Below are 23073 nucleotides of genomic sequence, written 5' to 3'. Positions count from 1 at the left end.
CAATCCACTATGATCCCGCCGGTAGCAGCACCGGCGTTTCTGGCTTCGGCCGGATGGGGCGATGCGCGCATATTGCCGCTGGCGGGGGATGCGTCGTTCCGCCGGTATTTCCGCGTCATCGACAATGAACGGCAGGCCGTTCTGATGGACGCGCCGCCGCCACATGAAGACCCGCGTCCGTTTCTGGCGGTTGCCGATCACTTGATCGGTCAGGGCTTTGCCGCCCCCACTGTCTATGCCCGCGATCTGGACCATGGCCTCGTCCTGCTGGAAGATTTCGGCGACATTCGGGTGCGTGAATATCTCGAAGCCGCACCGCATGAGGAATATAGCGTTTATGAACGCGCGGTTTCCCTGCTCGCGGACCTCCACACGCGTCCGCCCGCCGATCTGCGTCCTTATGACCGCGCCGAATATCAGCGGGAAGCAGGGCTGCTGACCGAATGGTTCTGTCCTGCGGTGGACCTGAGGGTCGATGCGGACGCCTATCGCGCGGCATGGGATGCGGTGCTGCCGATTGCCGAAGCGGACACCGCGCCCAAGGTTACGGTGTTGCGTGACTATCATGCCGAAAACATCATGCTCATCCCCGATCATGAACGTTCGCGCGGACTTGGCCTGCTCGACTTTCAGGACGCTTTGGTCGGTCATCCGGCGTATGACCTGGTGTCCCTTTTGCAGGATGCGCGTCGCGATGTGCCGGCGGAAATAGAGGCCGCAATGATCGCGCATTACAAGGCGCTTGCCAAACCCGATGGTCAATTCGACGCTGCTTATGCTGTGCTGGGAGCGCAGCGTAACGCAAAGATCGTCGGCATCTTCACGCGCCTTTGGAAACGGGATGGTAAACCGCGCTATCTGTCCTTCCTTCCCCGCATGTGGGACCTGCTTGAACGTGATCTTGGACATCCTGCACTTGCGCCGGTGGCGGACTGGTTCGCCAGCAACATTCCTGCCGAAAAACGGCATTTTGCGCTTGCGGAGCATGACCCGGCATGATGAAGGGCACGTCCGTCAAGACCGCAATGCTGATGGCCGCCGGCCTTGGAAAGCGGATGCGCCCCTTGACCGCCACACGTCCCAAGCCGCTGGTAAGGGTCGCCGGCAAACCGCTGATCGATCACGCTCTGGCGCGGCTGGAAGCGGGTGGCATTGAAAGGACGGTGGTGAATGTTCACTATCTTCCCGATACGTTGATCGCTCATGTACGCGCGCGCAAAACACCCATGGAAATCCTCATTTCGGATGAGCGGGAGAAGCTGCTGGAAACCGGCGGCGGATTGGTGAGGGCGATGCCATTGCTGGGCGATGCGCCTTTCTTGTGCGTCAACAGCGACAACATCTGGATCGATGGGCCGCAGGACAGCATTGCCATGCTGGGCAGTCATTGGGATGACGATAAAATGGACGCGCTTCTGCTGCTTGTCCCCCATGCTCGTGCGCATTGTCATAAGGGATCGGGCGATTTCCACATGGACAACATGGGCCGCCTGACACGTCGTCGTCCGGGCCGTCTTGCGCCCTTCGTATTCACCGGCGTTCAATTGGTGTCGCCCCGCCTGTTGCGTGAACCGCCCACTGATGCCTTTTCGACCAATTTCTTCTGGAGCCGCGCCATAGAAGAGGGACGGCTGTATGGCGTTTCGCATGGGGGTCTGTGGTTCGACGTTGGTTCTCCTGCGGCGATTCCGGCGGCTGAAGCGATTATCGCGGGTGGGTAAACCCGAAAAGCCAGCCGTCTACACCATTCCCGCGCACCGGGCCTTTGCCGATGCCCTGGCAACAGGCCTGCTGGCCCAGCATGGCAAGGACCGCATGGCGCTGGCGCGCGGTATCATTCTTGTGCCCAATAATCGCGCCGCCCGCGCGATCAGCGAGGCCTTTGTCCGTCGCGCGGAGACTGGCCTGCTCCTGCCCCGGCTTGTACCGATCGGCGACCTCGATCTGGGTGAAAAGCTGGGCAGCGCGCTTGATCCGATTGGCGAGGGCACCGACATTCCGCCCGCTATTGCGCCGATGGAGCGTCAAATGATCCTCGCCCGTATGGTGCAGGAGGCCAGCGCCCGTGCGGGACAGCCCATCGATGCGGGGGAAGCCATGCGGTTGGGCACGGCGCTGGGCCAAAGTCTGGACCAGCTTCTGGTCGAGCGCGTCGGCCCGGAGAAACTCCGTGATCTTCAGATGGAAGGGGATCTGCCGGAACACTGGAACAATTCGCTGGAGTTGTTCAATATCCTTCTGGATCACTGGCCACGGGAACTGGTGGCGCGCGGCGTTATCGATATGGCGGAGCGGCGCAACCGTTTGCTGGCGCACGTTGCCGAGCACTGGCATATGGCGCCCCCATCCGGTTTCGTAATTGCGGCGGGCATTGCGACGCCGGCCCCCGCGATTGCCGGTCTGCTCCACCGCATTGCGCGAATGGAGCGGGGGATGGTCGTGCTGCCTGATCTGGACCTTAACCTGACGCCGGAGGAATGGGACAGCATTGGTCCGTTCTCGTCCGATCCGGTGACGGGTTTCCGCAAGCGAGCGATTGAAACCCATCCCCAATTTGCGCTCAAGCTGTTGCTGGATCGCATGAGTGTGCATCGTGACGAGGTGGCGCTTTGGCGCTGGGGTAGCGATCATGATGCCCGCGCGCCGCGCAGCCGGAACATTTCCCATGCCATGCTGCCGCCCCGGCTGACGGTGAAATGGCGGGACCTGAAGACCGCCGACCGGAATCTGTCTGGCGTGCGTGCGCTGGAACTGGCGACCCCGGCGGAAGAAGCGCAGGCCATTGCTATCGCCTTGCGCGAAGCATTGGAAACGCCGGGCAGGACGGCGGCGCTCGTCACGCCTGATCGCGCGCTTGCGACCCGTGTATCCGCGCATCTGAAGCGTTGGGGCATAGCGGCGGATGACAGTGCGGGTCGCCCGCTTGCCGAATTGCCCTCCGGCACAGTGTTGATGGCTGCGGCATCGGCGGTGGCCGAGCGCTTTGCCCCTGTGGCGCTGCTGGCGTTGCTGAAGCATCCGCTGGTCCGGGCGGGGGAAGAGCGCCTGCCATGGCTGGAGCAGGTTCGCCGCCTTGATCTGTTGCTACGTGGTCCCCGCCCGCCTGCGGGCCTTGCGGGCATCGATCATTTACTCGCCAACGCGGAGCCACGCCAGGAATCCCTGCGCGCCAAATTGCGCGACTGGTGGCCGCCGGTTCGTAACATTCTCGCGCCGCTGGAAGCCGCATTTGCCGCTGCGCCGTCCCTTTCAGCACAGTTCGCCGCTTTGCGAGAGGCCGCTGGTGCGCTGACTGGCGATGCGGTCTGGGCCGGGCATCAGGGGCATCAGGCCGCTGCCGTTTTTGCCGAGATGGAAAGCGCGGCGGGAGAAGGTCCCAAGGATACAGATCCGCGCTCTTTCGCTTTTCTGGTGGAACAGGTTCTGGCGGGGGTCGCCATTCGTCCGCCGCAGGGCGGTCATCCGCGCATCGCCATATTAGGGCTGCTTGAGGCCCGTCTTCAGCAATCGGACCTGATGATATTGGGTGGCCTGAACGAAGGCACATGGCCTGCCTTACCCTCGCCAGACCCGTGGCTTGCCCCGAATATTCGGCATGAACTGGGTCTGCCCAGTCTCGAACGCCGCATCGGCCTGTCCGCCCACGACCTTGCCAACGCCCTGGGTGCGCCGCAGGTTCTGATCACCCGCGCCAGGCGTGATGCAAGTGCGCCTGCTATCGCTTCGCGTTTCTGGTTGCGGCTGAAAGCCATGGCGGGGCCGCAATGGCGGGAGGCGCAGGAATATCGCCGCCTTGCCGCAATGATCGACGACCCCGGCAGTCATGATCCGGTCCGCCAGCCAGCGCCATGCCCGCCGGTGGCGGAGCGGCCAAAGGACATTGCGGTTACCGATGTCGACCGCCTGAAAGCCGATCCTTACAGCTTTTATGCCCGCAAGATGCTGGGCCTGTCCGCGCTCGACCCGGTCGATGCCGAACCCAGTGCGGCATGGCGGGGCACGGCGGTGCATGATGTGCTGGAAAAATGGGCAAAGGAAGATGGCTGGGATCCGGCCAAACTGGCTCCGCGTGCCGTGGCGATGCTGTCTGGTGCCGACGCTCACCCATTGATGCGGGCGCTTTGGCAACCTCGTCTGATGCAGGCGATCGACTGGATTGCCCGGCAAGTGGCGGACGACCTCCAAGCTGGCCGCAAGCCTCTGCTCGCGGAAAAATGGGGCCGTTTAGCCATCGCGGGCGTCAATCTGTCGGGCAAAGCGGATCGTATCGACATGCTGCCCGACGGCAGCCTCGCGATTGTGGATTACAAGACTGGAAAGCCGCCTAGCGGCAAGCAGGTTGCGGCTGGCTATTCCATGCAGCTGGGTCTGCTTGGCCTGATCGCCGAACAGGGCGAATTTGAAGGGCTGGAAAAGGGAAAGAGGGCGACCGCCTTTGAATATTGGTCGCTGGGGCGGGAACCAAAATCGGACAGTTTCGGCTATCGCCAAAGCCCGGTTGATCCCAAGGGCGCGCGCGGCAAGATCGTCACCGATGCGTTTACGGAGGAAGCGGCTGCGCATTTCATCGATGCGGTGGAGGCATGGCTGACGGGGAACGTGCCCTTCACGGCGAAACTCCACCCCGAAATTCCCAGTTATGGCGATTATGACCAGCTCATGCGTCTGGAAGAATGGTATGGCCGGACAGGGGGGCAGAAATGAACCCGTTCACGCCTCTTCAACCCCTCAAGGGCAGTCAAAGTCTTGCCTCGCAACCTGACGATCATGTCTGGCTGAGCGCGTCGGCGGGTACGGGCAAAACGCACGTGCTGACCGCCCGCGTCTTTCGCTTGCTGCTCCGACGCGATGTGAACCCGGAAAATATTCTGTGCCTGACCTTTACCAAGGCGGGTGCGGCGGAAATGGCCGAGCGTATTCACAACCGGCTTGCCGCATGGGTGCAGATGGATGGTCCGGCACTGGCCATGGACCTGAAGGCGTTGGGTGAGGATTATGGCCCGGAGGCACAGGAGCGCGCCCGTACCCTCTTTGCCAGCGTACTGGACGCCAGCGGCGGTGGTCTGCGTATCCAGACCATCCATAGCTTCTGCCAGACATTGCTGTCGGCCTTTCCACTGGAAGCGGGGTTGATCCCCGGCTTTCGTCCGCTGGAGCCGCGAGAGCAAAAGGCGATGGCGCGCGCTGCGCTGGCCGACCTCCTGGTGCGCGCGGAAGCGCAAGGCGATCGTGAACTGATAACCAATATGCAGGCGCTCAGCCTGCGTCTGGGGGAAGAGGGGGCCGAAACGTTCCTTGCCCGGTGCGCATCGGCTCCTGACGCGATGGAATCGTTGCCGATGATCGTTCAGCCGTGGCTGCGGCAGGCGCTTGATCTGCCCACCGGCGATGTGGACGCGGAAACCGCAAGGGCCTGTGCCGACTTCGATATGGATGCGCTTGCACGCATTGCTGCCGCCAATGCCGCATGGGGTGGCAAGATTGCGCTTGGTCATTGCGACATCATCGCCCGGTGGAGGGCGGTATCGCCCGATGAGAGGGCTGCCACGCTGCCCGAACTGCTTTCGGTGTTCTGGACGGGCAAGGGCGAGCCGCGCAAATATTCGCCAAAGCTGATCGATGCGGAACCGGACTATGAAGGCTTGGCTGCACGTCTGTCCGAACGGTGCGACGCATTGTTGAAGTTGCGGGCACGCACGGCCTGGGCCGATCTTTTTGCACAGGCGCTGACGGCGGGGCGCGCCTATGCGCAGGCCTATGCCGATGCAAAGCGACTTGCCGGGGCCACCGACTTCGACGATCTGATCCGCAAGACGGTGTCTCTTCTCAACGAAAACGGGATGGCCGAATGGATCCGCTATAAGCTGGATCAGACCACCGATCACATATTGGTGGATGAAGCGCAGGATACGAACTTCATGCAATGGCAGATCGTCGACGCCATTGCTTCGGAATATTTTGCCGGAATGGGGGCAAAGGATGACAAGGTCCGCACCCTGTTTGCCGTCGGCGATTTCAAGCAGGCGATTTTTGGATTTCAGGGCACAAGTCCAGAAGCCTTTGCACGTGCAAGGGAGGGGTTTGCAGCGCGATCATTTATTGCGGAGCAGCGTTTTCACGATCTTTCGCTCTTCGAATCCTTTCGGTCCACACCGCCGGTTCTTGATCTGGTCGATGCCGTTGTTGCCGAACTTGGCCCTGTTAAGCTGGGCCTTTCCGATGAAGCGGTCACCCACGAAAGCGCTATTCAGTACCCCGGCGAAGTCATCCTGTGGAATCCGGTATCCTCCCAGTCCTTGAGCGATCAGGACAGCGAGGATGAGGGCGAGGAGGAATGGCTGACCGACACCGTGCGCGAATATGCGGCGCGACTGGCGGCGCAAATTGCGGAATGGATCGGGTCGGGCCTGATGCTGGAAAGCAAGGGACGGCCCTTGCGTGCTGGCGATATCATGATCCTTGTCCGCAAGCGCAGCGATCTGGCGCGGCTGATCGTCGCGCGTCTTTATGAGGAAGGCGTGCCGGTAGCAGGGATCGACCGTCTTCGCCTGAATGCGCCGCTTGCCGTGCGCGATCTGTTGGCGGCGGTGCGATTTGCACTGCAGCCGGCGGATGATCTCAACCTTGCCAATCTGCTTGTCTCACCCCTGATCGGTTGGACGCAGGATGATCTTTTTCAAAAGGGCCGCCGTGACAAGGGTGTTGGCCTGTGGAGCCACTTGCGCCGCACGCTTGCCGACACTGGCCAGTTGGAACCGCTCTATGCCCTGCTGGGTCAGGCGGATTTTACCACGCCTTACCGCTATCTGGAGCATATTCTGTCGGGGCCGCTTGATGGCCGCCGCAAGCTGCTGGGGCGGTTGGGTACGGAGGCGCGTGACCCGATTGAGGAATTGCTCAACGCTGCGATAGCGTTTGAAGGGGATTCCCATCCCTCGTTGCAAATGTTCATTGACTGGTTCGATCGGGGCGATGTGGAAATTGTTCGCGATGCGGCGACGCAGGGCGATGCCGTTCGCGTTCTGACCGTCCATGGCGCCAAGGGGCTTCAGGCGCCGATGGTCATTCTTGCCGATGCCACAGTCGATCCCAAAGCGATGGGCACTATGCGCGGATTCGATTGGGACGCGGATGAGGACAGGGGCAAGCTGCCCGTGCTTCCCATTCGCCGCGCGGAAAAATTCGGCGTTATCGAGCAGGCGGCGCAGAATGCCGAACTCGCCGAAATGCAGGAACATTGGCGCTTGCTTTATGTCGCATTGACCAGAGCAGAGGAAAAGCTGGTTATTGGCGGTTCCCTCGGTCCCCGCGCAGATGGCGTGCCGCCTGAACAAAGTTGGTATGCCAAAGTTGACCGGGCAATGGATGCGCTGGGAGTCGAGCGGGAGGAGTCGGATCGCTGGAACGCGCAACGTGTCTATCGTGGCGAAACCATGTTGCCGCCCAAAAAAATTGAATCTGGAGAGCCGGGAGATACAGAACCCATGCCGGGTCTGCCTGTCTGGCTGAAACAGCCCGCGCCCGTCGAAGCCCGCCCGCCACGCCCGCTGGCTCCGTCTGCGCAGGAAGATGACAGCGTTCCCAATCCGCCGCCTTCCATGGCCATGCGTGCCGCCGCCGAGCGCGGAAAATGGCTGCACGCGCTATACGAACGCTTGCCTGCGGTGCCGCCAGAGGATCGCCGCGCCGCCGCCGATGCCTGGCTTTTGCGTGCGCAGGGCGTGAGCGATGCCGCTATCAGACGCGATGTTGTGGAGAGCGCGCTCGCGGTGCTTGACGATCCCGTCTTCGCCGATCTGTTTGCGCCCGATGCATTGGCCGAAGCGCCTATCGCCGCGATTGTGGGAGAGGATGTGATTGCCGGCACGGTGGATCGCCTGTGCGTGACGCCCACGCAGGTCCGTGTGGTCGATTTCAAAACCGGGCGGCTGGTGCCCTCCGACGCTGCCGATATTCCGCGCCCGCACTTGCGCCAAATGGCCGCCTACGCCGCTGCTTTGCAGGTTATTTTCCCTGACAGGACGGTTGAAGCGGCGCTACTGTATACCAGTGTTCCGAAAATGATTGCTTTGCCGCCCGATCTTCTCGCGCTTCACAAACCGGGCGTTCAAAGCTAGCCTTCTTGGGCACGCAGTAAGAATTTCCGCAACGGCGGTTGAGCGAGACCTGATCGCGCCCTAGATAATGGTGCAAATCGAAGGAGAATTTTTATGGCGACGAAGGCAATTTCCGACAGCAGCTTTGCAACCGACGTACTTGCCTCTGACAAGCCCGTGCTCGTCGATTTCTGGGCGGAATGGTGCGGTCCCTGCAAGATGATCGGTCCGGCTCTTGAAGAAATTGCCGATGAACTGGGCGAAAAGGTGACGATTGCGAAGCTCAACATCGATGATCATCCCGACGCCCCGGCCAAATATGGGGTGCGCGGCATTCCCACCATGATCCTGTTCAAAAACGGCCAACCCGCTGCAACGAAGGTCGGTGCGGCACCCAAGAGCCAGCTCAAGGGCTGGCTGGAAGGCGAACTCTAACCAAAAAATACTCGCGCGGCTTCGTCCCATAACTGGGGTGACGCCGCGCCGAGCAGACCCCGCCGGTCATCGCCTACTGTATAAGGCGACCCGTCGGTCCGGCTCAACCTGCCGCCTGCTTCGTTGAGGAATATTGCGCCTGCTGCGTGATCCCATGGCAGGCTGCGCTCAAATATCGTCAGGTCATTTTCGCCCAGCACGATGCGGGGATATTGTTCGGCTGCGCAACGGGGAATATCGACCGTTGTGTAATGTCCGGCCGAACGCGCCTTCATGTCGGCGCGCTGTTCCGGCGTCATGAAAAAACTGGCCAGCGCGACGATGGGCAGGGGGGCGCCGCTTGGTTGTGCCCGCACGGCTTCCCCATCAACGAATGCGCCTTTGCCCAGCGCGCCGTGGCACATGCGCCCGCGCACCGGGTCCAATATCCAGCCCGCAAGAATGTGGCCATTGTCCGCCAGTGCTATCAGGATACCGAAGGGCGGATGTCCGGCGGCGAAGTTGCCGGTGCCGTCGATCGGGTCGATGATCCAGTTTAATCCCTCGCCCACCCGCCCCAGCAGATGAGGGTCTGTCTCGCACGCTTCCTCGCCGATGATGCCTGCTTCAGGCAGGATCGCGGCCAATCCTTCGCTCAGGCGCTCTTCGCTTTCCTTGTCCGCAATGGTGACGAGTTCGTCGGGCGCTTTTTCCAGAATTTGATGTGCGGCCAGGTTCTGAAAGCGTGGCATGACAATGTCTGTCCCCACCCGGCGCATCAGATCGGCGACAGGATGATAGAGTTCATGCATCCGGCTTAGCTCCGATAATCGGCGTTGATCGAGATATAGCCATGCGTCAGATCGCACGTCCAAACTGTGGCGGAGCCATTGCCCAGGCCAAGGTCCACTCCGATGTCGACTTCCTGTCCTTTCAAATGCGCCGCGACCGGGGTTTCGTCATAGCCATCCACGGCGAGGCCATCGCGCGCTACCTCCATCCCGCCAAAGCAGATGGAAAGCTTGTCCCGTTCGGCCGGTTCACCCGCCTTGCCGACGGCCATGACGATGCGTCCCCAATTGGCGTCCTCGCCTGCAATGGCGGTTTTTACCAGTGGCGAGTTGGCGATGGAGAGGGCGACCTTATGCGCGCTTTCGTCGTTTACGGCACCATTGACGGTGATTTCGATGAATTTCGATGCACCTTCGCCATCGCGCACGACGAGATGGGCAAGTTGGCGGCAGACGTCCGAGAGCGCCGCCGCAAAGGCATCCGCACCCGCGTCATCGAAGGCGGTGAGGGGGGAATTGCCCGCCTTGCCGGTCGCAAAGGCCAACACGGTATCGGACGTCGATGTATCGCTATCCACCGTGATGCACGAAAAGCTGGTCCGGTTGGCCGCTGATAGCATCTGTTGCAGAAAATTTGCGTCCACCGCCGCATCGGTGAAGATATAGCCCAGCATCGTCGCCATATCCGGCGCAATCATGCCGGACCCCTTGATAATGCCGACCAGATTGACGGTGCGGTCGCCAATCACAGCCTGCGCGACCGCCGCCTTGGGAAAAGTATCGGTCGTCATGATCGTGGCCGCCGCCTCTTCCCATCCGCAGGGCGTGGCGGCGAAGATCGCACTCAGCCCCGCCTCTGCCTTGTCGATGGGGAGCGGCACGCCGATCACGCCGGTTGATGACACAAATACGTCGGAAGGCAGGCAGGCGAGATGCCCGGCCACCCGCGCCGCAATCGCCTCTACCGCCGCGCGTCCCCGGTTGCCGGTAAAGGCGTTGGCGTTCCCTGCGTTCACCACCAGCGCCCGCGCTTTGCCCAATGGCAGCGCGCTGCGGCACCATTCGACTTCGGGCGAGGGGCATTTGCTTTGCGTGGTGACGCCCGCAATGGCCGTGCCTTCATCCAATTCCACATAAGTAAGGTCGCAGCGGTCCCATGTTTTGTAGTGCGCTCTGGCAATGCGCAGCGTCACACCCGCTATGGCAGGAAGGTCGGGGAACCCGGCTGGGGCAAGGGGTGAAGTTTGCATGGGTGCACCGATAGCTGAAATGAGGCATGGGTCAATCGACTTCAATTGACTATTCAGCCCCCTCAACCTACATCGCACCCCATGTTTGCGCGGGTATCCGCACCATCGTCAAGTCACAGGAATTTCAGGCATGCTCGGCGCTATCGCCAAATCCATTTTCGGGTCATCCAATGACCGTTATGTCAAATCCGTCCTGAAGGTTGTCGATCGGATCAACGATTTTGAACCGGTAATTTCCGCCATGACCGATGCGGAACTGGTGAACCAGACGCAGATATTCCGGGAGCGGCTGGCCGATGGCGCGAAACTGGATGACCTTTTGCCCGAAGCATTTGCAACGGTACGCGAAGCGGCAAAGCGCACGCTGGGCCAGCGGCATTATGATGTGCAGATGGTCGGCGGCATTGTCCTGCATCGCGGTGAAATCGCGGAAATGCGTACCGGCGAAGGCAAGACGCTGGTGGCGACACTCGCCACTTACCTCAATGCGCTTGAAGGCAAAGGCGTCCATGTCGTCACGGTGAACGATTATCTCGCCCGTCGTGACTGCGATTGGATGGGGCAGGTATACCGCTTTCTGGGCCTGACCACCGGGGTCATCGTACCCAATTTGCGTGAGGACGAACGGCGCGAGGCCTATGCCGCCGATGTGACCTATGCCACCAATAATGAACTCGGTTTCGACTATCTGCGCGACAATATGAAGTTCGAGCGCGCGCAGATGGTGCAGCGCGCTTTTAACTTCGCGATTGTCGATGAAGTCGATTCGATCCTGATCGATGAAGCGCGCACGCCGTTGATCATTTCAGGGCCGACCGATGATAAGTCGGAACTTTATATTTCCGTCGATGCCATTGTGAAGCAGTTGGCCGACGAGGATTATGAAAAGGATGAAAAGCAGCGCAACATCACGCTGACCGAAGACGGCACCGAAAAAATCGAACGGATGCTGGAAGATGCGGGCCTGCTGACCGGGTCCAACCTGTATGATTTTGAAAATACGCAGGTTGTGCATCATGTGAATCAGGCCCTGCGCGCCAATATGATGTTCAAGCGGGACACCGACTATATCGTCAAGGATGGCAAGGTCATCATCATCGACGAATTCACCGGTCGCATGATGGATGGCCGTCGCTGGTCCGATGGTCTTCACCAGGCGGTCGAGGCGAAGGAAGCGGTTCAGATCGAGCCGGAAAACCAGACGCTCGCGTCCATCACTTTCCAGAATTATTTCCGCATGTACCCCAAACTGTCGGGCATGACCGGTACGGCGGCAACCGAGGCGGCGGAATTTTTCGATATCTACAAGATGAATGTCGTCACCATTCCTACCAATGTGCCCGTCCAGCGGATCGATGAGGAAGACGAGTTCTACAAAAATACCAAGGACAAGTTCGGCGCGATTGCCAAGGCGATCAAGGAAAAGGCAGAAGGCGGGCAACCGGTGCTGGTCGGCACTGTATCCATCGAAAAATCCGAAATGCTCTCGGAATTTCTGAATGCCGAAAAGGTGCCTCACGCGGTCCTGAATGCGCGCCTGCATGAAAAGGAAGCGCATATCGTGGCGCAGGCGGGGCGCAAGGGCACCGTCACCATCGCCACCAACATGGCAGGACGCGGCACGGATATTCAGCTTGGCGGCAATCTGGAATTCCGGATCAATGATGAACTGTCCGAAATGCCCGATGGTCCCGATCGCGATACCGCGATTGAGCGGATCAAAACAGAAATCGAGGCGGAGCGGCAGGAAGTGCTCGCCGCTGGAGGCCTGTTCGTTCTGGCGACGGAACGGCATGAAAGCCGGCGTATCGACAACCAGCTTCGAGGCCGTTCGGGTCGTCAGGGCGATCCCGGCCTCTCACGCTTCTATCTGAGCCTGGACGACGATCTGCTGCGCATCTTTGGTCCTGATACGCTGTTTGCGCGGATGATGAACAAGAATATGGCCGATGGCGAGGCCATCGGTTCAAAATGGCTGTCCAAGGCGATTGAAACTGCCCAGAAAAAAGTCGAAGCGCGCAATTACGACATTCGCAAGCAAGTGGTCGAATATGACGATGTCATGAACGATCAGCGCAAAGTGATCTATGAACAGCGCAGTGACATCATGGATGCCGAAACCGTCGATGACGTAGTGACCGACATGCGCACCGAAACGGTCAACGCCATCGTCGCTGACAATTGTCCTCCAGGTACCTACCCCGAACAATGGAACATTGAGGGACTGAAAGAAGCGACGCGGGAAACCCTGAATCTGGAACCCGATATCGACGCCTGGATGGACGAAGATGCGCTGGAGCCGGAACTGATCGAAACCCGCATTGCAGAACTTGCCGATGCCGCCGTCGCCACAAAAGCCGCGTCGATTGATCAGGCGAGCTGGCATATGGTGGAAAAGAATATTCTGCTCCAGACGCTCGACCATCATTGGAAGGAACATCTGGCGACGCTCGATGCCCTTCGTCAGGTGGTACATCTGCGTGCCTATGCGCAGAAAACGCCGATCAACGAATATAAGCAGGAAGCGTTCGCTTTATTCGAACGGATGCTTGGCAATATCCGCGAGGATGTAACCCGGACCATTGCCCGCGCGCAATTCCGTATGGATGAGCCGGAATTGCCCGAATTGCCGGTTCTGCCCGACTTCATCACCACCCACATCGATCCGCTGACGGGGTTGGATGACACCGCCGATCTTGACGGGAGCAGGGAAGGTTATGTCACAACGACGCTGCCCCCGTTGCTGGCGCGCAGGGTTGAAGGGGAGCAAGGCGAAAATCCCTATGCGGATATGGACATCAGTCGCAATGCGGCCTGCCCCTGCGGTTCCGGACGCAAATATAAACACTGCCATGGTGCGGTTTGAGATTGATGATTTTACACTGATCCGTTCGTCCCAAGCGAAGTCGAGGGATGTTCGCGCAAGATGCCTCGACTTCGCTCGGCACGAATGGGCGTCTATTTTTCTCGCAGCCGCGGCATCAGTTCGACGAAATTGCAAGGTGAGTGACGGCTATCGAGCTGACTGGCCAATATGCCGTCCCAGCCATCCCTGACTGCGCCGGGCGACCCCGGAAGCGCAAAGATATAGGTGCCACGCGCGACGCAGGCGCAGGCGCGGGACTGGATGGTTGACGTGCCGATCTTTTGATAACTCAGCCAGCGGAACAGTTCGCCAAAGCCGGGAATTTCCTTGTCCTGTACCCGCGCCAGGGCCTCTGGCGTAACGTCGCGACCAGTAACCCCGGTGCCGCCGGTGGTGATGATGCAATCGATATCGGGATCGTCGATCCATGCATGAAGATGGGAAACGATGGCGTCCTTGTCATCCTTTTCCAGATAACGGGCCGCGACGATATGCCCCGCCGTTTCAATCCGCTCGACCAGTGTATCCCCCGACCTGTCTTCGGCCAGTGTCCGGCTGTCCGAAACCGTCAGGACGGCAATGCGGACCGGATGGAATGAAAGACCTTCGTCAATCGGCACCAAAGGACCTTCCATTGGCATCGGCACGCACCGCAGTCGCGCCGCTCATGCCGGGGAAGCGCGGCCACAGCCCTTGCGCCAGACTGGCAAGGCTGCTGGTCTCTTCACCGGCCTGTTGCTGATACATCCAGTAATTGCGCATGACGATGGTCACATAGGCGCGGGTTTCATAATAGGGAATGGATTCGATGAACAATAACGGATCGCCATTGTCGCGCACTTCACTGTTCCAGCGGCCTACAGGTGTCGGGCCGGCATTGTAGGCGGCCATGACCTTGGGGAGCAGTCCGCCGGTCGCGCTCATATCGCGCAGGCTTTCCAGATAGCGCTGACCATATTCCATATTGGTTGATGGATTGTTCAGCTGGGCAGGGTCGACCATGGCTCCGCCCATCAGTCTGGCAGTGCAGGGCATCACCTGCATCAATCCGCGTGCGCCCGCAGGACTGACAACAGAAGCCTGGAAATTGGATTCTTGCAAAGCGTGAGCAAAGACAAGCGCCTTGTCGACGCGCCAGCCGCCATCGGGCGTCCATTTGGGCATGGGATAACGAGCCGAGGCGTCAGGCCGCTGTCCTGGTGGCGCGTTGTGAGACAGCCATATCTGCGTTTCCGGCAGATCCAGGCCGCGGGCAAGGCGCAGCAGCGAATCATGTTCGTCCTGCGCGCCAATCCGTGCCTGATGGCGCAGGAGGTTGTCGGCCAGCTCATTTTCGCCGATTTCGATCAAAGCGATAGACATGTGGACATTCTGGTGTTTTTTTAACCGCCGCCAGTCATCGCCATCAAATCGCGCTGTCATCATATTGACGGGGGCTTGTATGGATAAAGCTTCCCGGGCCAGAAGGCCATAGAAGGTTTCATCAAGGCGCCCCGCGCTCCGCATCAGGCTTTCAACCTTTGGCGCGTCGCCGCAGACCATGTGGCTGCGTGCTGCCCAATAATAGCCTGCAGCCCGCATATCGTCATTGTCGGCGCGCGCTGCGACATTTTCAAAGGCTGGCGCGGCGGTCTTGCAATCATTCTGACGCCATGCGGTCAGTCCGGTGACCCAGTACGCCTGCGCCAGCCAGGGGCCGGTTCCGCCCTGCAGTGCGCGCGCGGCCATGCGACGGGCGTTGCTGTCGTCATTTTCGATATAATAGGACCAGGCCACCCTTTGCCGCCATTCGGTCAGCGCTTCGGGTGACAGGCCGGATTCTGCGGCAATAAGCAGCGCCTCCGCACCGGCGGGGTCATCGTTCTTGATCAGCGGCAGGATCTTTTCACCCAATGCCTGTCCCATGGCATCCTGCCGGATGGTTGCTATTACCTTGCGGCGCGGCGATCCGGGAAACCATGCCAGCTGCCGAACCTGCGGCAGGTCCGGCAAGATCGTCGCGCCTCGCTTTTGCGCCAGCCGCGTTAGCTGCTCGGCCTCTGGTATGGATGGAGCCTTATCGAGCAATGCAAGGATGTCGAATAGCTCGACCCTGGGCGAATTTTTCGCAAGATAGAGTTCGGCCAGCGCTATCGGGCGTAGCGAAGCATCGTTCGTCGCTTCGATCAGGCTTTTGGCTTCCGTCCATTTTTCCGCATGAATGGCAGCGAAAATGGCACGATACTGGGCATTGTCAGCAGCGCTGAGCTGAAAAGGAATATTGCGATCATGGGCCTGGTTCGCGGCGTTCGCCATGTTCATCGGGCTGGCATGAGCGGGCAGCGCAGGCAATGCCAACAGTGAAGCAAGGAAGACGGTACGGAATTTCAAGACGCTATTTCCTTCAACAGCATTTGCAGGTCGTTCCAGCATTCGCGCTTTGCGGCAGCGTGCCGCATCAAAAAACGCGGATGGAACGTGGCTATGGTGCTTACACTGCCACGATCATGGTTAAGCAATGGTAATTTTCCTGTCCCTGTCAGGGTGTCGGCCGTCAACAGGGCACGACTGGTCTTGTCGCCGAGCAATAACAGTGTTTTTGGTGCAGCAAGAGATATGTGCCGCCGCATGATGTGGGCCAGTCGTTCGGCGGTGGATGGATCGAACATTCCCCCAGGCGGACGTGCGCTGGCGAGCGAGCACAAGTAGATTGCATCCCGGCCAAGCCCGATCGCGCCAAGCATGGCATCCAGCAGGCGTCCGACTCCGGACGAAAAGAGGATGCCTGCCTGCATGTCTTCGGCGTCGGGCATGTCGGAAATGACCATGACATCGCGCGGTTGGGCGATGTCGGGTAAAATTCTGTTGTTCGTCCATGCGGCCTCCGGAACGTCCGGGCTGGTCTTCAGCCAGGACAGAAATTTGGGGAGGCTGGACGGCATTTCGCCGCCTGATTGGGGGGATACAGGATTGATGGCGGCCGCAGACGCTATGGACTTTGCAGGTTCAGCGGCGGGCGTCAACCATCCATGGCCGTGGTCCGACACAGGTAAATCGACACCAGCCAGTTGCCACCAGCCAAGTAGATTGCCTATGGGATGATCTGTTCGATATTCCATTGTACCCCGCAGGAAAGATAGAGTCTGAGGTTGACGAAACGGTCAATGTTCGAACATCGGGTAATCTGGTCAAGCGTGAACGAAGTGCGACGACCGGAAGGACATGGCCGCGCGGCAAGGAGAAAGCAATGAATAACAGGGAATCGATGCCCTATGATGTGGTGATTGTAGGTGGGGGACCTGCGGGTCTTTCAGCGGCCATTCGCCTGAAGCAACTGGCGAATGATGCGGGGCGGGAACTGTCCGTCTGCATCCTTGAAAAGGGATCGGAAGTAGGCGCGCACATTCTATCCGGCGCTGTGGTCGATCCCAAGGCGCTCGATGAACTGTTGCCGGAATGGAAAACGCAGGGCTGCCCCCTCGCCAACGTGCCCGTCAATGATAATCAGCACTGGTTCCTGTCCGCAAATGGCAAGTGGGAAATGCCCCATCTGCTGATGCCGCCGTTCATGAACAACAAGGGTACTTATACTGGATCGCTGGGCAATCTGTGCCGCTGGCTTGTCGAACAGGCCGAAGGACTGGGGGTTGAGATATTTCCTGGCTTCGCTGCTGCCGAAATTCTGTATCACGATGATGGTTCGGTAAAGGGCGTGGCGACCGGCGATATGGGTGTGGCGCACGATGGCGCGCACAAACCGGACTATCAACCAGGCCTTGAACTGCACGCCAAATATACCTTTTTCGCAGAAGGCGTGCGGGGTCACCTGACCAAGATATTGAAACGCCAGTTTGATCTGGAGGCCGATTGCCAGCCGCAAACCTATGGCATCGGCCTGAAAGAACTGTGGGATATCGATCCCGCCAAACATGCGCCTGGCCGTGTCATTCATACGCAGGGCTGGCCGCTGACGGATGCTTATGGCGGCGGCTTTCTGTACCATCAGGAAAATGGGCAGGTTGCGCTCGGCTTCGTAGTCGGTCTGGGCTATAAAAACCCGCATCTTGCGCCCTTCGAGGAGTTTCAGCGTTGGAAACAGCATCCGAAAATCCGCGAAATTCTGGAGGGCGGGCGCCGGGTTTCCTATGGTGCACGCGCGATCAATGAAGGCGGATGGCAGTCCATACCGAAACTGAGCTTCCCCGGCGGCGCGCTTATCGGCTGTTCGGCAGGATTTGTGAATGTGCCGCGCATCAAGGGCAGCCACACGGCGATGAAGTCGGGAATGCTTGCTGCCGAAGCCGCTTTTGCCGCCATTTCGGCAGGGCGAGAGAGCGATGCGCTGACCGCCTATGGCGATGCCGTCAATGCAAGCTGGATCGCCAGCGAATTGAAGCAGGTGCGTAATGCCCAGCCCGCCGTTGAAAAATTTGGCAGCACGCTCGGCACATTGGTTGCGGGGACCGATATGTGGATGCGCACGCTGAAAATCGGCTTGCCCTTCACCATGAAGCACGAACCCGACCATACCAAGCTCTGGCGCAAGGAACAGTGCGCGAAGATTGATTATCCCAAGCCCGATGGCGTTATCAGCTTCGATCGTCTGTCGTCGGTGTTCCTGTCCAACACCAATCATGAGGAAGACCAGCCGGTTCACCTGCAATTAAAAGACCCGGACGTTCCCATTCAGCATAATTTGCCGCTTTATGACGAACCTGCGCAGCGTTATTGTCCGGCGGGTGTTTATGAAGTGGTGGGACTGGAAGAAGGGACGCCCCGATTCCAGATCAATGCGCAGAATTGCGTGCATTGCAAGACGTGCGACATCAAGGATCCGACCCAGAATATCAACTGGGTCGTCCCAGAAGGCGGCGGAGGCCCGAACTATCCCAATATGTAGGCCCATGATTGCAACGCTGTTCCTGCTTGCAGGACTGTCGGGTCTGGCGGTTCCGGCCCATGCCAGCATCGATGCCGGGCAGGAAGCGTTGCAAGATTATGCGCGCGCGCGTCTGGCCGACTCCGATGGGGCGTTGGCGGAATCGGTGAAAAGTTACCGGCAGGCGCTGGCGCTTGATCCGAATAGTCTGGTGCTGGCGCTGCGATCCTATCGTCAGGCGATAGAGAGCGGCGATCGGGCGCTGGCGTTGCGCGCCGCGCATATTCTCGATCAGGAGATGGCCCTGCCACCCGATGGACCATTGCTGCTGCTTGCCGATGCATTACAGAAACGAGATCTGGCAAAGGCGCGCGTCCTGACGGGGCGGCTGACCAGTGAACGGCATTTCTCTTTTCTGGCACCAATCGTGGAGAGCTGGATCTCGCTTTCCGAGGGCAAATATGTGCCGCCAGCTCTGCCACAGGATAGTGGAATGGCTGCGCTGACGCGGCGTTATCTGGCCGAACATCAGGCTTTGCAGCATCTCGCGCTGCGTGATGCGGATGGCGCCATGCCGTTCATTGAACAGGCGCTATCCTTGCGCACCAATATGCTGCCCGGCCTTCGGATGACGGCGGCGTCCGGGCTGGCGGATCTGGGACGCAAGGATGCGGCGCTTGCACTGCTCAATGTCCCAAACAAGGATGTTGCCGCATTGCGGACGGCCATTCAGTCAGGACGCAAACCCAAATTGCAGGTCCGCACCGCAGCGCAGGGTTATGCGCGGTTGCTCATGCAATTGGCGGACGACTTGTCTGGTGAAAACAGCCAAAATCTGGCTCTCTCCATCGCACGTATTGCGTCATTCGCCGATCCTGCGGCGGATGAATGTCGTATAGAGGTTGCCCGGCAATTGCTGGCGACAGATCATCCGCAGTTTGCATTGCAGGAAATGGCTGCCGTAAAGCCGCTTTCGCTTTTCGCCAATATGGCCAATGATGTGCGTATCGCGGCGGTGCTGGGTGCAGGGGATCAGGACAGGGCGCTCGACATGGCGCAGGCCGTGGCGGCATCGCCGGATGCCAATGCCAATGATTACGCTCGTGTCGCGGGCCTGCTGTCCCGTCGCGACGATTTTACGGCAGCGGCTGACGCGTATCAAAAAGCGATCGACATGTTTGGCGAGAAAGCCGTTCCATGGTCCTTATATCTGTTGAAGGGCGGGGCGCTCGAACAGGCCGGTCGCTGGGATGAGGCAAAGGCGGAACTTGAAAAGGCGGCGAAAATCGCGCCCAACGAACCGATCATCCTCAACTATCTGGGCTATGCACAGATTGAGCGACGGCAGAATATCGACGCTGCGCTTGCCCTGCTGGAAAAAGCCAACGCTTTGAAACCGGACGATCCGGCGATCACGGATTCGCTGGGATGGGCGCATTATGTCAACGGCGATGTGAAAAAAGCGATTCCGGTTCTGGAAAGGGCGGTGCTGGGCGCCCCCGACGACGCTACGGTCAACGAACATCTGGGCGACGCATATTGGGCGGCGGGCCGGCGTTTCGAAGCCCGCTATTCCTGGGAGGCCGCCTATATCTATGCCGATGAACAGGAACAGGGCCGTATAGCCAAAAAGATCCGACTTGGACTGCGCCCGGATTTTGCCGCGCCTTGACCCCTGCGCCGTCCCTGTCATGCTGACCGAAACCGCTTATGCAAAGATCAACCTTGCCCTGCATGTCCGTGCGCGGCGAGCGGACGGCTTTCATCAGATAGAAAGCTTGTTTGCCTTTGCCGAACATGGCGATGTGGTGAGCGCGAGTGTGCGAGAGGATGGAGACCTGTCGCTGATTATCGATGGACCTTTCGCGCGGGACCTGAATGCCGGACCGGATAATCTGGTGCTGCGGGCAGCCCGCATATTGAAGCGACGTTTTGATGTCGCTTGGGGTGCGGACATTCATTTGGTCAAGAACCTGCCTGTTGCTTCGGGGATCGGCGGTGGTTCGGCGGACGCGGCGGCGGCATTGCGGCTGTTGTCCCGGCTGTGGGGGCTGGATAGCGCAGTCGATATGTTGCCTCTTGCGGCGGAGCTTGGTTCCGACGTTCCAGCCTGCTTCGTAAGCCGCACATTGATGGGGACGGGGCGGGGAGAGGAACTCGAACTGCGCGAAATAGATGGTCTTTCAGGAATGCCACTTTTGCTGGTCAATCCGAGGGTTTCGCTTTCCACCGCAGCCGTTTTTACCGGTTGGGATCAGCAGGATCGCGGGGCGCTGATTGCATCGAACCTGTCGAACATCCTCTTGCAGGCGCGCAATGACCTGCAATCCCCAGCCATGGCTTTGGTGCCGCAGATCGCCGATGTTCTGGCGGTATTGGAGGGGCTGGAGGGACTTTTGCTTGCCCGTATGTCGGGATCGGGCGCGACCTGTTTTGCCCTGTTACATGACGAATACGCGCTGAACAAAGCAGCGGCAGAGTTGAAAAGCACCCAGCCTGGTTGGTGGACCATGGCGTCAAAGCTACGCTGAATGATGAGTGAGGCCTATTATATCGTTGACGGAATGAATGGCACCGGCGGAGCTGTCCAGTGCCATCGAGCTTCCGCGACCTGGCCAAGCTCGACAGGATCGAAGCGTTCTGGGCAGAAATGGACAATTCGCTTCTGCCCACACGCGCCCGTCCGGATTTGACGGCGAGGCGCGCAAGGAGGGAGAAAAATGACCGGATGCCACGAGCCAATCTCTGCGCCTGGAAGCCCTGGTCGGGCTTCCCTTGGCTGAAATGGATGACAGCTTGGGGTGCCGTGGCTGCTTTGCTTTGGTGTTCGAGGTGGATTTAGCGACTTTGGGAGAGGCTTTCCCCGCGCTCGAGGGCTTCTGAATCGTCGCACGCTGATGGGCCAGCCGTCGACGATGCAAATCATTGGATTTCAAATAGAAAATGGTGCACCTCGCAGGAGAAAGTTCGAACACTCTCTTCGAGGTGCTTGATGAATGGGAGCGCCATCTCGCGCAGCTAGACCCTAAGGGTCTGCGGTGCGGCGATGACCCATTTAAGCCAAAACTTTAATGCCTTAGGCACGGTCAAGGCTGCGGAGAAGAAGTATCCGCCACCGTTCTCCCTGCGCCTCACGCACGAGGAACGCGCGCGGCTGGACACTGAACGTGGCAGCAAGCCCCTGAGCGTGCATATCCGCGAGCGACTGTTCGGCGACGACGCCAGCCCTCGCAAGAAGAGCGGCAATAGCCCGGTCGGGGACCGCGAGGCGCTTGGGCGCGTCCTTGGTGCGTTGGGCCAGTCCCGGCTTTCATCCAACCTGAACCAACTCGCCAAGGCGGTGAACACGGGCTCTCTTCCCGTCACGCCGGAAACCGAGGCCGATCTTAAGGAAGCCTGCCGCGAGGTGTCGGACCTGCGGGCTGAGCTTCTTCGCGCTCTCGGCAAGTCGCCGGAGGGCGGGCCATGATCCTGAAAGCCAAAGAACGCGGCGGCGGGCAGCAGCTTGCCCGCTATCTTCTGGCGATGCGCGACAACGATCACGTCGAGCTGCACGAGGTGCGTGGCTTTGCCAGCGAGGACTTGCGCGGCGCATTCAGCGAAGCCGACGCCATCGCCGCTGGCACGCGCTGCGAAAAGCACCTGTTTTCGATGAGCCTGAACCCGCCTGAAGGGGCGCAGGCCAACATTGAGGCGTTCGAGCAGGCCATCGATGACGTCGAACGAAAGCTCGGGCTGGAGAACCAGCCGCGCGCCATCGTCTTTCACGAGAAGGACGGGAGGCGGCACGCTCATGCCGTTTGGTCGCGGATCGACGCGGAGCGGATGCGCGCAATCAACCTGCCCCACTACAAAATCAAGCTTCGGGACGTGTCCCGAAAGCTCTACATGGAGCATGGTTGGGACATGCCGCGCGGCCTTCAGGACCGGAGCCTGCGCGACCCGCTGACCTTCACGCGCGCGGAATGGCAACAGGCAGCGCGCGCGGGGCTGGACGCGCGCGAACTCAAGGCGGTGTTCCGGCAGTGCTGGGACCGGTCCGACAGCCAGGCGGCCTTTGACCGGGCGCTGCGAGAGCGCGGCTTCTGGCTCGCCCGAGGCGACCGTCGCGGCTTCGTCGCCGTCGATTACCGGGGCGAGGTTTATTCGCTCTCGCGGTACGCAGGCGTGAAGGCAAAAGAGATTGAGGCAAGGTTCGGCGACGCGCGAGCGCTTCGCTCAGTTCAGGACGTCAAAGCCGAAATCTCGGGCGGAATGAACGCGAAGCTGCAAGCCTTCATCAAAGACGTAGAGCGGGACGCTGCACGTCGGTCGGCTGTCATCGACTTCCGCAAGGCGGACCTGTTGGCGCGCCAGCGGGAAGAACGGAAACGCCTTACCGACGCGCATGAGCGGCGCTGGCAGGCGGAGACCAAGGCACGCGCCGAGCGTCTGCCGCGCGGGTTTTCCGGCATCTGGCACCGGCTGACGGGGCGATATGCCAAGGTGAAGGCGCAAAACGAACGGGAAACGTGTTGATTGTCGCTGAGAAGTGACCCGGTATTTTCATCGAGAAGTGACCCGGCTGGTTTATGTCCCGCGTTGCGGGCGCTGGGTCAAGAGGTTGGTTTTTCCTTTCTGATTTTTGGCGCTGCGGCACTGGCGCGGAAGCGGAAGCTGTCATTGCCAGTCTCAAGAATGTGGCAGTGGTGGGTTAGCCGATCCAGCAGAGCGGTCGTCATTTTGGCATCACCGAACACACCGCCCCACTCGCTGAAGCTGAGATTGGTGGTGATGATGACGCTGGTCTGCTCATAAA

17 protein-coding genes are annotated in these 23073 nt (G+C 59.8%); 11 read left to right on the top strand and 6 right to left on the bottom strand.

The window, feature by feature from the left end:
* Positions 1-9: 9 nt before the first annotated feature.
* The 5 genes from L3X40_RS08955 (at position 10) to trxA (ending at position 8531) form a co-directional block, all read left to right on the top strand.
* Positions 10-999 carry an aminoglycoside phosphotransferase family protein gene (locus L3X40_RS08955; RefSeq protein ID WP_237365337.1) on the top strand — a complete coding sequence of 330 codons (990 nt, stop codon included), beginning with the start codon at positions 10-12 and terminating at the stop codon, positions 997-999.
* On the top strand, positions 996-1721 hold the full coding sequence (locus tag L3X40_RS08950; RefSeq protein WP_237365299.1) for a nucleotidyltransferase family protein: 726 nt from the start codon (positions 996-998) through the stop codon (positions 1719-1721). The genes L3X40_RS08955 and L3X40_RS08950 overlap by 4 nt, the downstream gene beginning before the upstream one ends.
* A complete protein-coding gene (gene addB / locus L3X40_RS08945) occupies positions 1714-4704 on the top strand; it encodes a double-strand break repair protein AddB (protein ID WP_237365298.1) in 2991 nt (996 codons plus the stop codon). Before L3X40_RS08950 ends, addB begins: the two co-directional genes overlap by 8 nt.
* Positions 4701-8117: a double-strand break repair helicase AddA gene (addA, locus tag L3X40_RS08940; protein WP_237365297.1), complete on the top strand. Its 3417-nt coding sequence runs from the start codon at positions 4701-4703 to the stop codon at positions 8115-8117. Before addB ends, addA begins: the two co-directional genes overlap by 4 nt.
* Before the next feature lie 93 nt (positions 8118-8210).
* A complete protein-coding gene (gene trxA / locus L3X40_RS08935) occupies positions 8211-8531 on the top strand; it encodes a thioredoxin TrxA (protein WP_237365296.1) in 321 nt (106 codons plus the stop codon).
* Here trxA and L3X40_RS08930 read toward each other — a convergent pair.
* Positions 8528-9322, bottom strand: coding sequence for an inositol monophosphatase family protein (locus tag L3X40_RS08930; protein ID WP_237365295.1), 795 nt, complete (start codon positions 9320-9322; stop codon positions 8528-8530). The two genes, trxA and L3X40_RS08930, sit on opposite strands and share 4 nt — an antisense overlap.
* Positions 9323-9327: 5 nt before the next feature.
* On the bottom strand, positions 9328-10551 hold the full coding sequence (gene argJ / locus L3X40_RS08925; RefSeq protein WP_237365294.1) for a bifunctional glutamate N-acetyltransferase/amino-acid acetyltransferase ArgJ: 1224 nt from the start codon (positions 10549-10551) through the stop codon (positions 9328-9330).
* A gap of 130 nt (positions 10552-10681) precedes the next feature.
* Here argJ and secA point away from each other — a divergent pair, with 130 nt between their 5' ends.
* Complete coding sequence (secA, locus tag L3X40_RS08920; protein WP_237365293.1) at positions 10682-13417, top strand: preprotein translocase subunit SecA; 2736 nt, start codon at positions 10682-10684, stop codon at positions 13415-13417.
* A 92-nt stretch (positions 13418-13509) separates the two neighbouring features.
* Here the strand turns inward: secA and moaB are convergent, their stop codons facing one another.
* The 3 genes from moaB to L3X40_RS08905 form a co-directional block, all read right to left on the bottom strand.
* Entirely contained in the window at positions 13510-14037 is a 528-nt protein-coding gene (gene moaB, locus L3X40_RS08915) for a molybdenum cofactor biosynthesis protein B (RefSeq protein ID WP_237365292.1), read from the bottom strand.
* Positions 14027-15718 carry a lytic transglycosylase domain-containing protein gene (locus L3X40_RS08910; protein ID WP_445177169.1) on the bottom strand — a complete coding sequence of 564 codons (1692 nt, stop codon included), beginning with the start codon at positions 15716-15718 and terminating at the stop codon, positions 14027-14029. The genes moaB and L3X40_RS08910 overlap by 11 nt, the downstream gene beginning before the upstream one ends.
* A gap of 65 nt (positions 15719-15783) precedes the next feature.
* Complete coding sequence (locus L3X40_RS08905; protein WP_237365291.1) at positions 15784-16515, bottom strand: uracil-DNA glycosylase family protein; 732 nt, start codon at positions 16513-16515, stop codon at positions 15784-15786.
* Positions 16516-16643: 128 nt separating this feature from the next.
* Here L3X40_RS08905 and L3X40_RS08900 point away from each other — a divergent pair, with 128 nt between their 5' ends.
* From L3X40_RS08900 to L3X40_RS08880, 5 genes are all read left to right on the top strand, one after another.
* Positions 16644-18296, top strand: a complete 1653-nt coding sequence (locus tag L3X40_RS08900; RefSeq protein WP_237365290.1) for an electron transfer flavoprotein-ubiquinone oxidoreductase — start codon at positions 16644-16646, stop codon at positions 18294-18296.
* A 4-nt stretch (positions 18297-18300) separates the two neighbouring features.
* Complete coding sequence (locus L3X40_RS08895; protein ID WP_237365289.1) at positions 18301-19947, top strand: tetratricopeptide repeat protein; 1647 nt, start codon at positions 18301-18303, stop codon at positions 19945-19947.
* Between the two features lie 19 nt (positions 19948-19966).
* The gene (locus L3X40_RS08890) at positions 19967-20806 is read left to right on the top strand and encodes a 4-(cytidine 5'-diphospho)-2-C-methyl-D-erythritol kinase (RefSeq protein ID WP_237365288.1); all 840 of its coding nucleotides are present in this window, start codon (positions 19967-19969) and stop codon (positions 20804-20806) included.
* A gap of 515 nt (positions 20807-21321) precedes the next feature.
* Positions 21322-21744, top strand: a complete 423-nt coding sequence (locus tag L3X40_RS08885) for a MobC family plasmid mobilization relaxosome protein (RefSeq protein WP_237365287.1) — start codon at positions 21322-21324, stop codon at positions 21742-21744.
* Entirely contained in the window at positions 21741-22793 is a 1053-nt protein-coding gene (locus L3X40_RS08880) for a relaxase/mobilization nuclease domain-containing protein (RefSeq protein ID WP_237365286.1), read from the top strand. The genes L3X40_RS08885 and L3X40_RS08880 overlap by 4 nt, the downstream gene beginning before the upstream one ends.
* Before the next feature lie 77 nt (positions 22794-22870).
* Here L3X40_RS08880 and L3X40_RS08875 read toward each other — a convergent pair.
* Positions 22871-23073: ATP-binding protein (locus L3X40_RS08875; protein ID WP_237365285.1), on the bottom strand; the 203-nt coding region annotated here is incomplete at its 5' end.

The sequence above is a fragment of the Rhizorhapis sp. SPR117 genome (genome assembly GCF_021742065.1).
The sequence above is the reverse complement of the archived record's forward strand: the minus strand, read 5'-3'. Positions and strand labels throughout refer to the sequence as shown.

Bases quoted from the DNA above. Each gene is read 5' to 3' on its own strand.
- L3X40_RS08955 (WP_237365337.1), top strand. From the start codon at position 10: ATGATCCCGCCGGTAGCAGCACCGGCGTTTCTGGCTTCGGCCGGATGG.
- L3X40_RS08950 (WP_237365299.1), top strand. From the start codon at position 996: ATGATGAAGGGCACGTCCGTCAAGACCGCAATGCTGATGGCCGCCGGC.
- addA (WP_237365297.1), top strand. From the start codon at position 4,701: ATGAACCCGTTCACGCCTCTTCAACCCCTCAAGGGCAGTCAAAGTCTT.
- trxA (WP_237365296.1), top strand. From the start codon at position 8,211: ATGGCGACGAAGGCAATTTCCGACAGCAGCTTTGCAACCGACGTACTT.
- L3X40_RS08930 (WP_237365295.1), bottom strand. From the start codon at position 9,322: ATGCATGAACTCTATCATCCTGTCGCCGATCTGATGCGCCGGGTGGGG.
- argJ (WP_237365294.1), bottom strand. From the start codon at position 10,551: ATGCAAACTTCACCCCTTGCCCCAGCCGGGTTCCCCGACCTTCCTGCC.
- secA (WP_237365293.1), top strand. From the start codon at position 10,682: ATGCTCGGCGCTATCGCCAAATCCATTTTCGGGTCATCCAATGACCGT.
- L3X40_RS08910 (WP_445177169.1), bottom strand. From the start codon at position 15,718: ATGAACATGGCGAACGCCGCGAACCAGGCCCATGATCGCAATATTCCT.
- L3X40_RS08905 (WP_237365291.1), bottom strand. From the start codon at position 16,515: ATGGAATATCGAACAGATCATCCCATAGGCAATCTACTTGGCTGGTGG.
- L3X40_RS08900 (WP_237365290.1), top strand. From the start codon at position 16,644: ATGAATAACAGGGAATCGATGCCCTATGATGTGGTGATTGTAGGTGGG.
- L3X40_RS08895 (WP_237365289.1), top strand. From the start codon at position 18,301: ATGATTGCAACGCTGTTCCTGCTTGCAGGACTGTCGGGTCTGGCGGTT.
- L3X40_RS08890 (WP_237365288.1), top strand. From the start codon at position 19,967: ATGCTGACCGAAACCGCTTATGCAAAGATCAACCTTGCCCTGCATGTC.
- L3X40_RS08885 (WP_237365287.1), top strand. From the start codon at position 21,322: ATGACCCATTTAAGCCAAAACTTTAATGCCTTAGGCACGGTCAAGGCT.
- L3X40_RS08880 (WP_237365286.1), top strand. From the start codon at position 21,741: ATGATCCTGAAAGCCAAAGAACGCGGCGGCGGGCAGCAGCTTGCCCGC.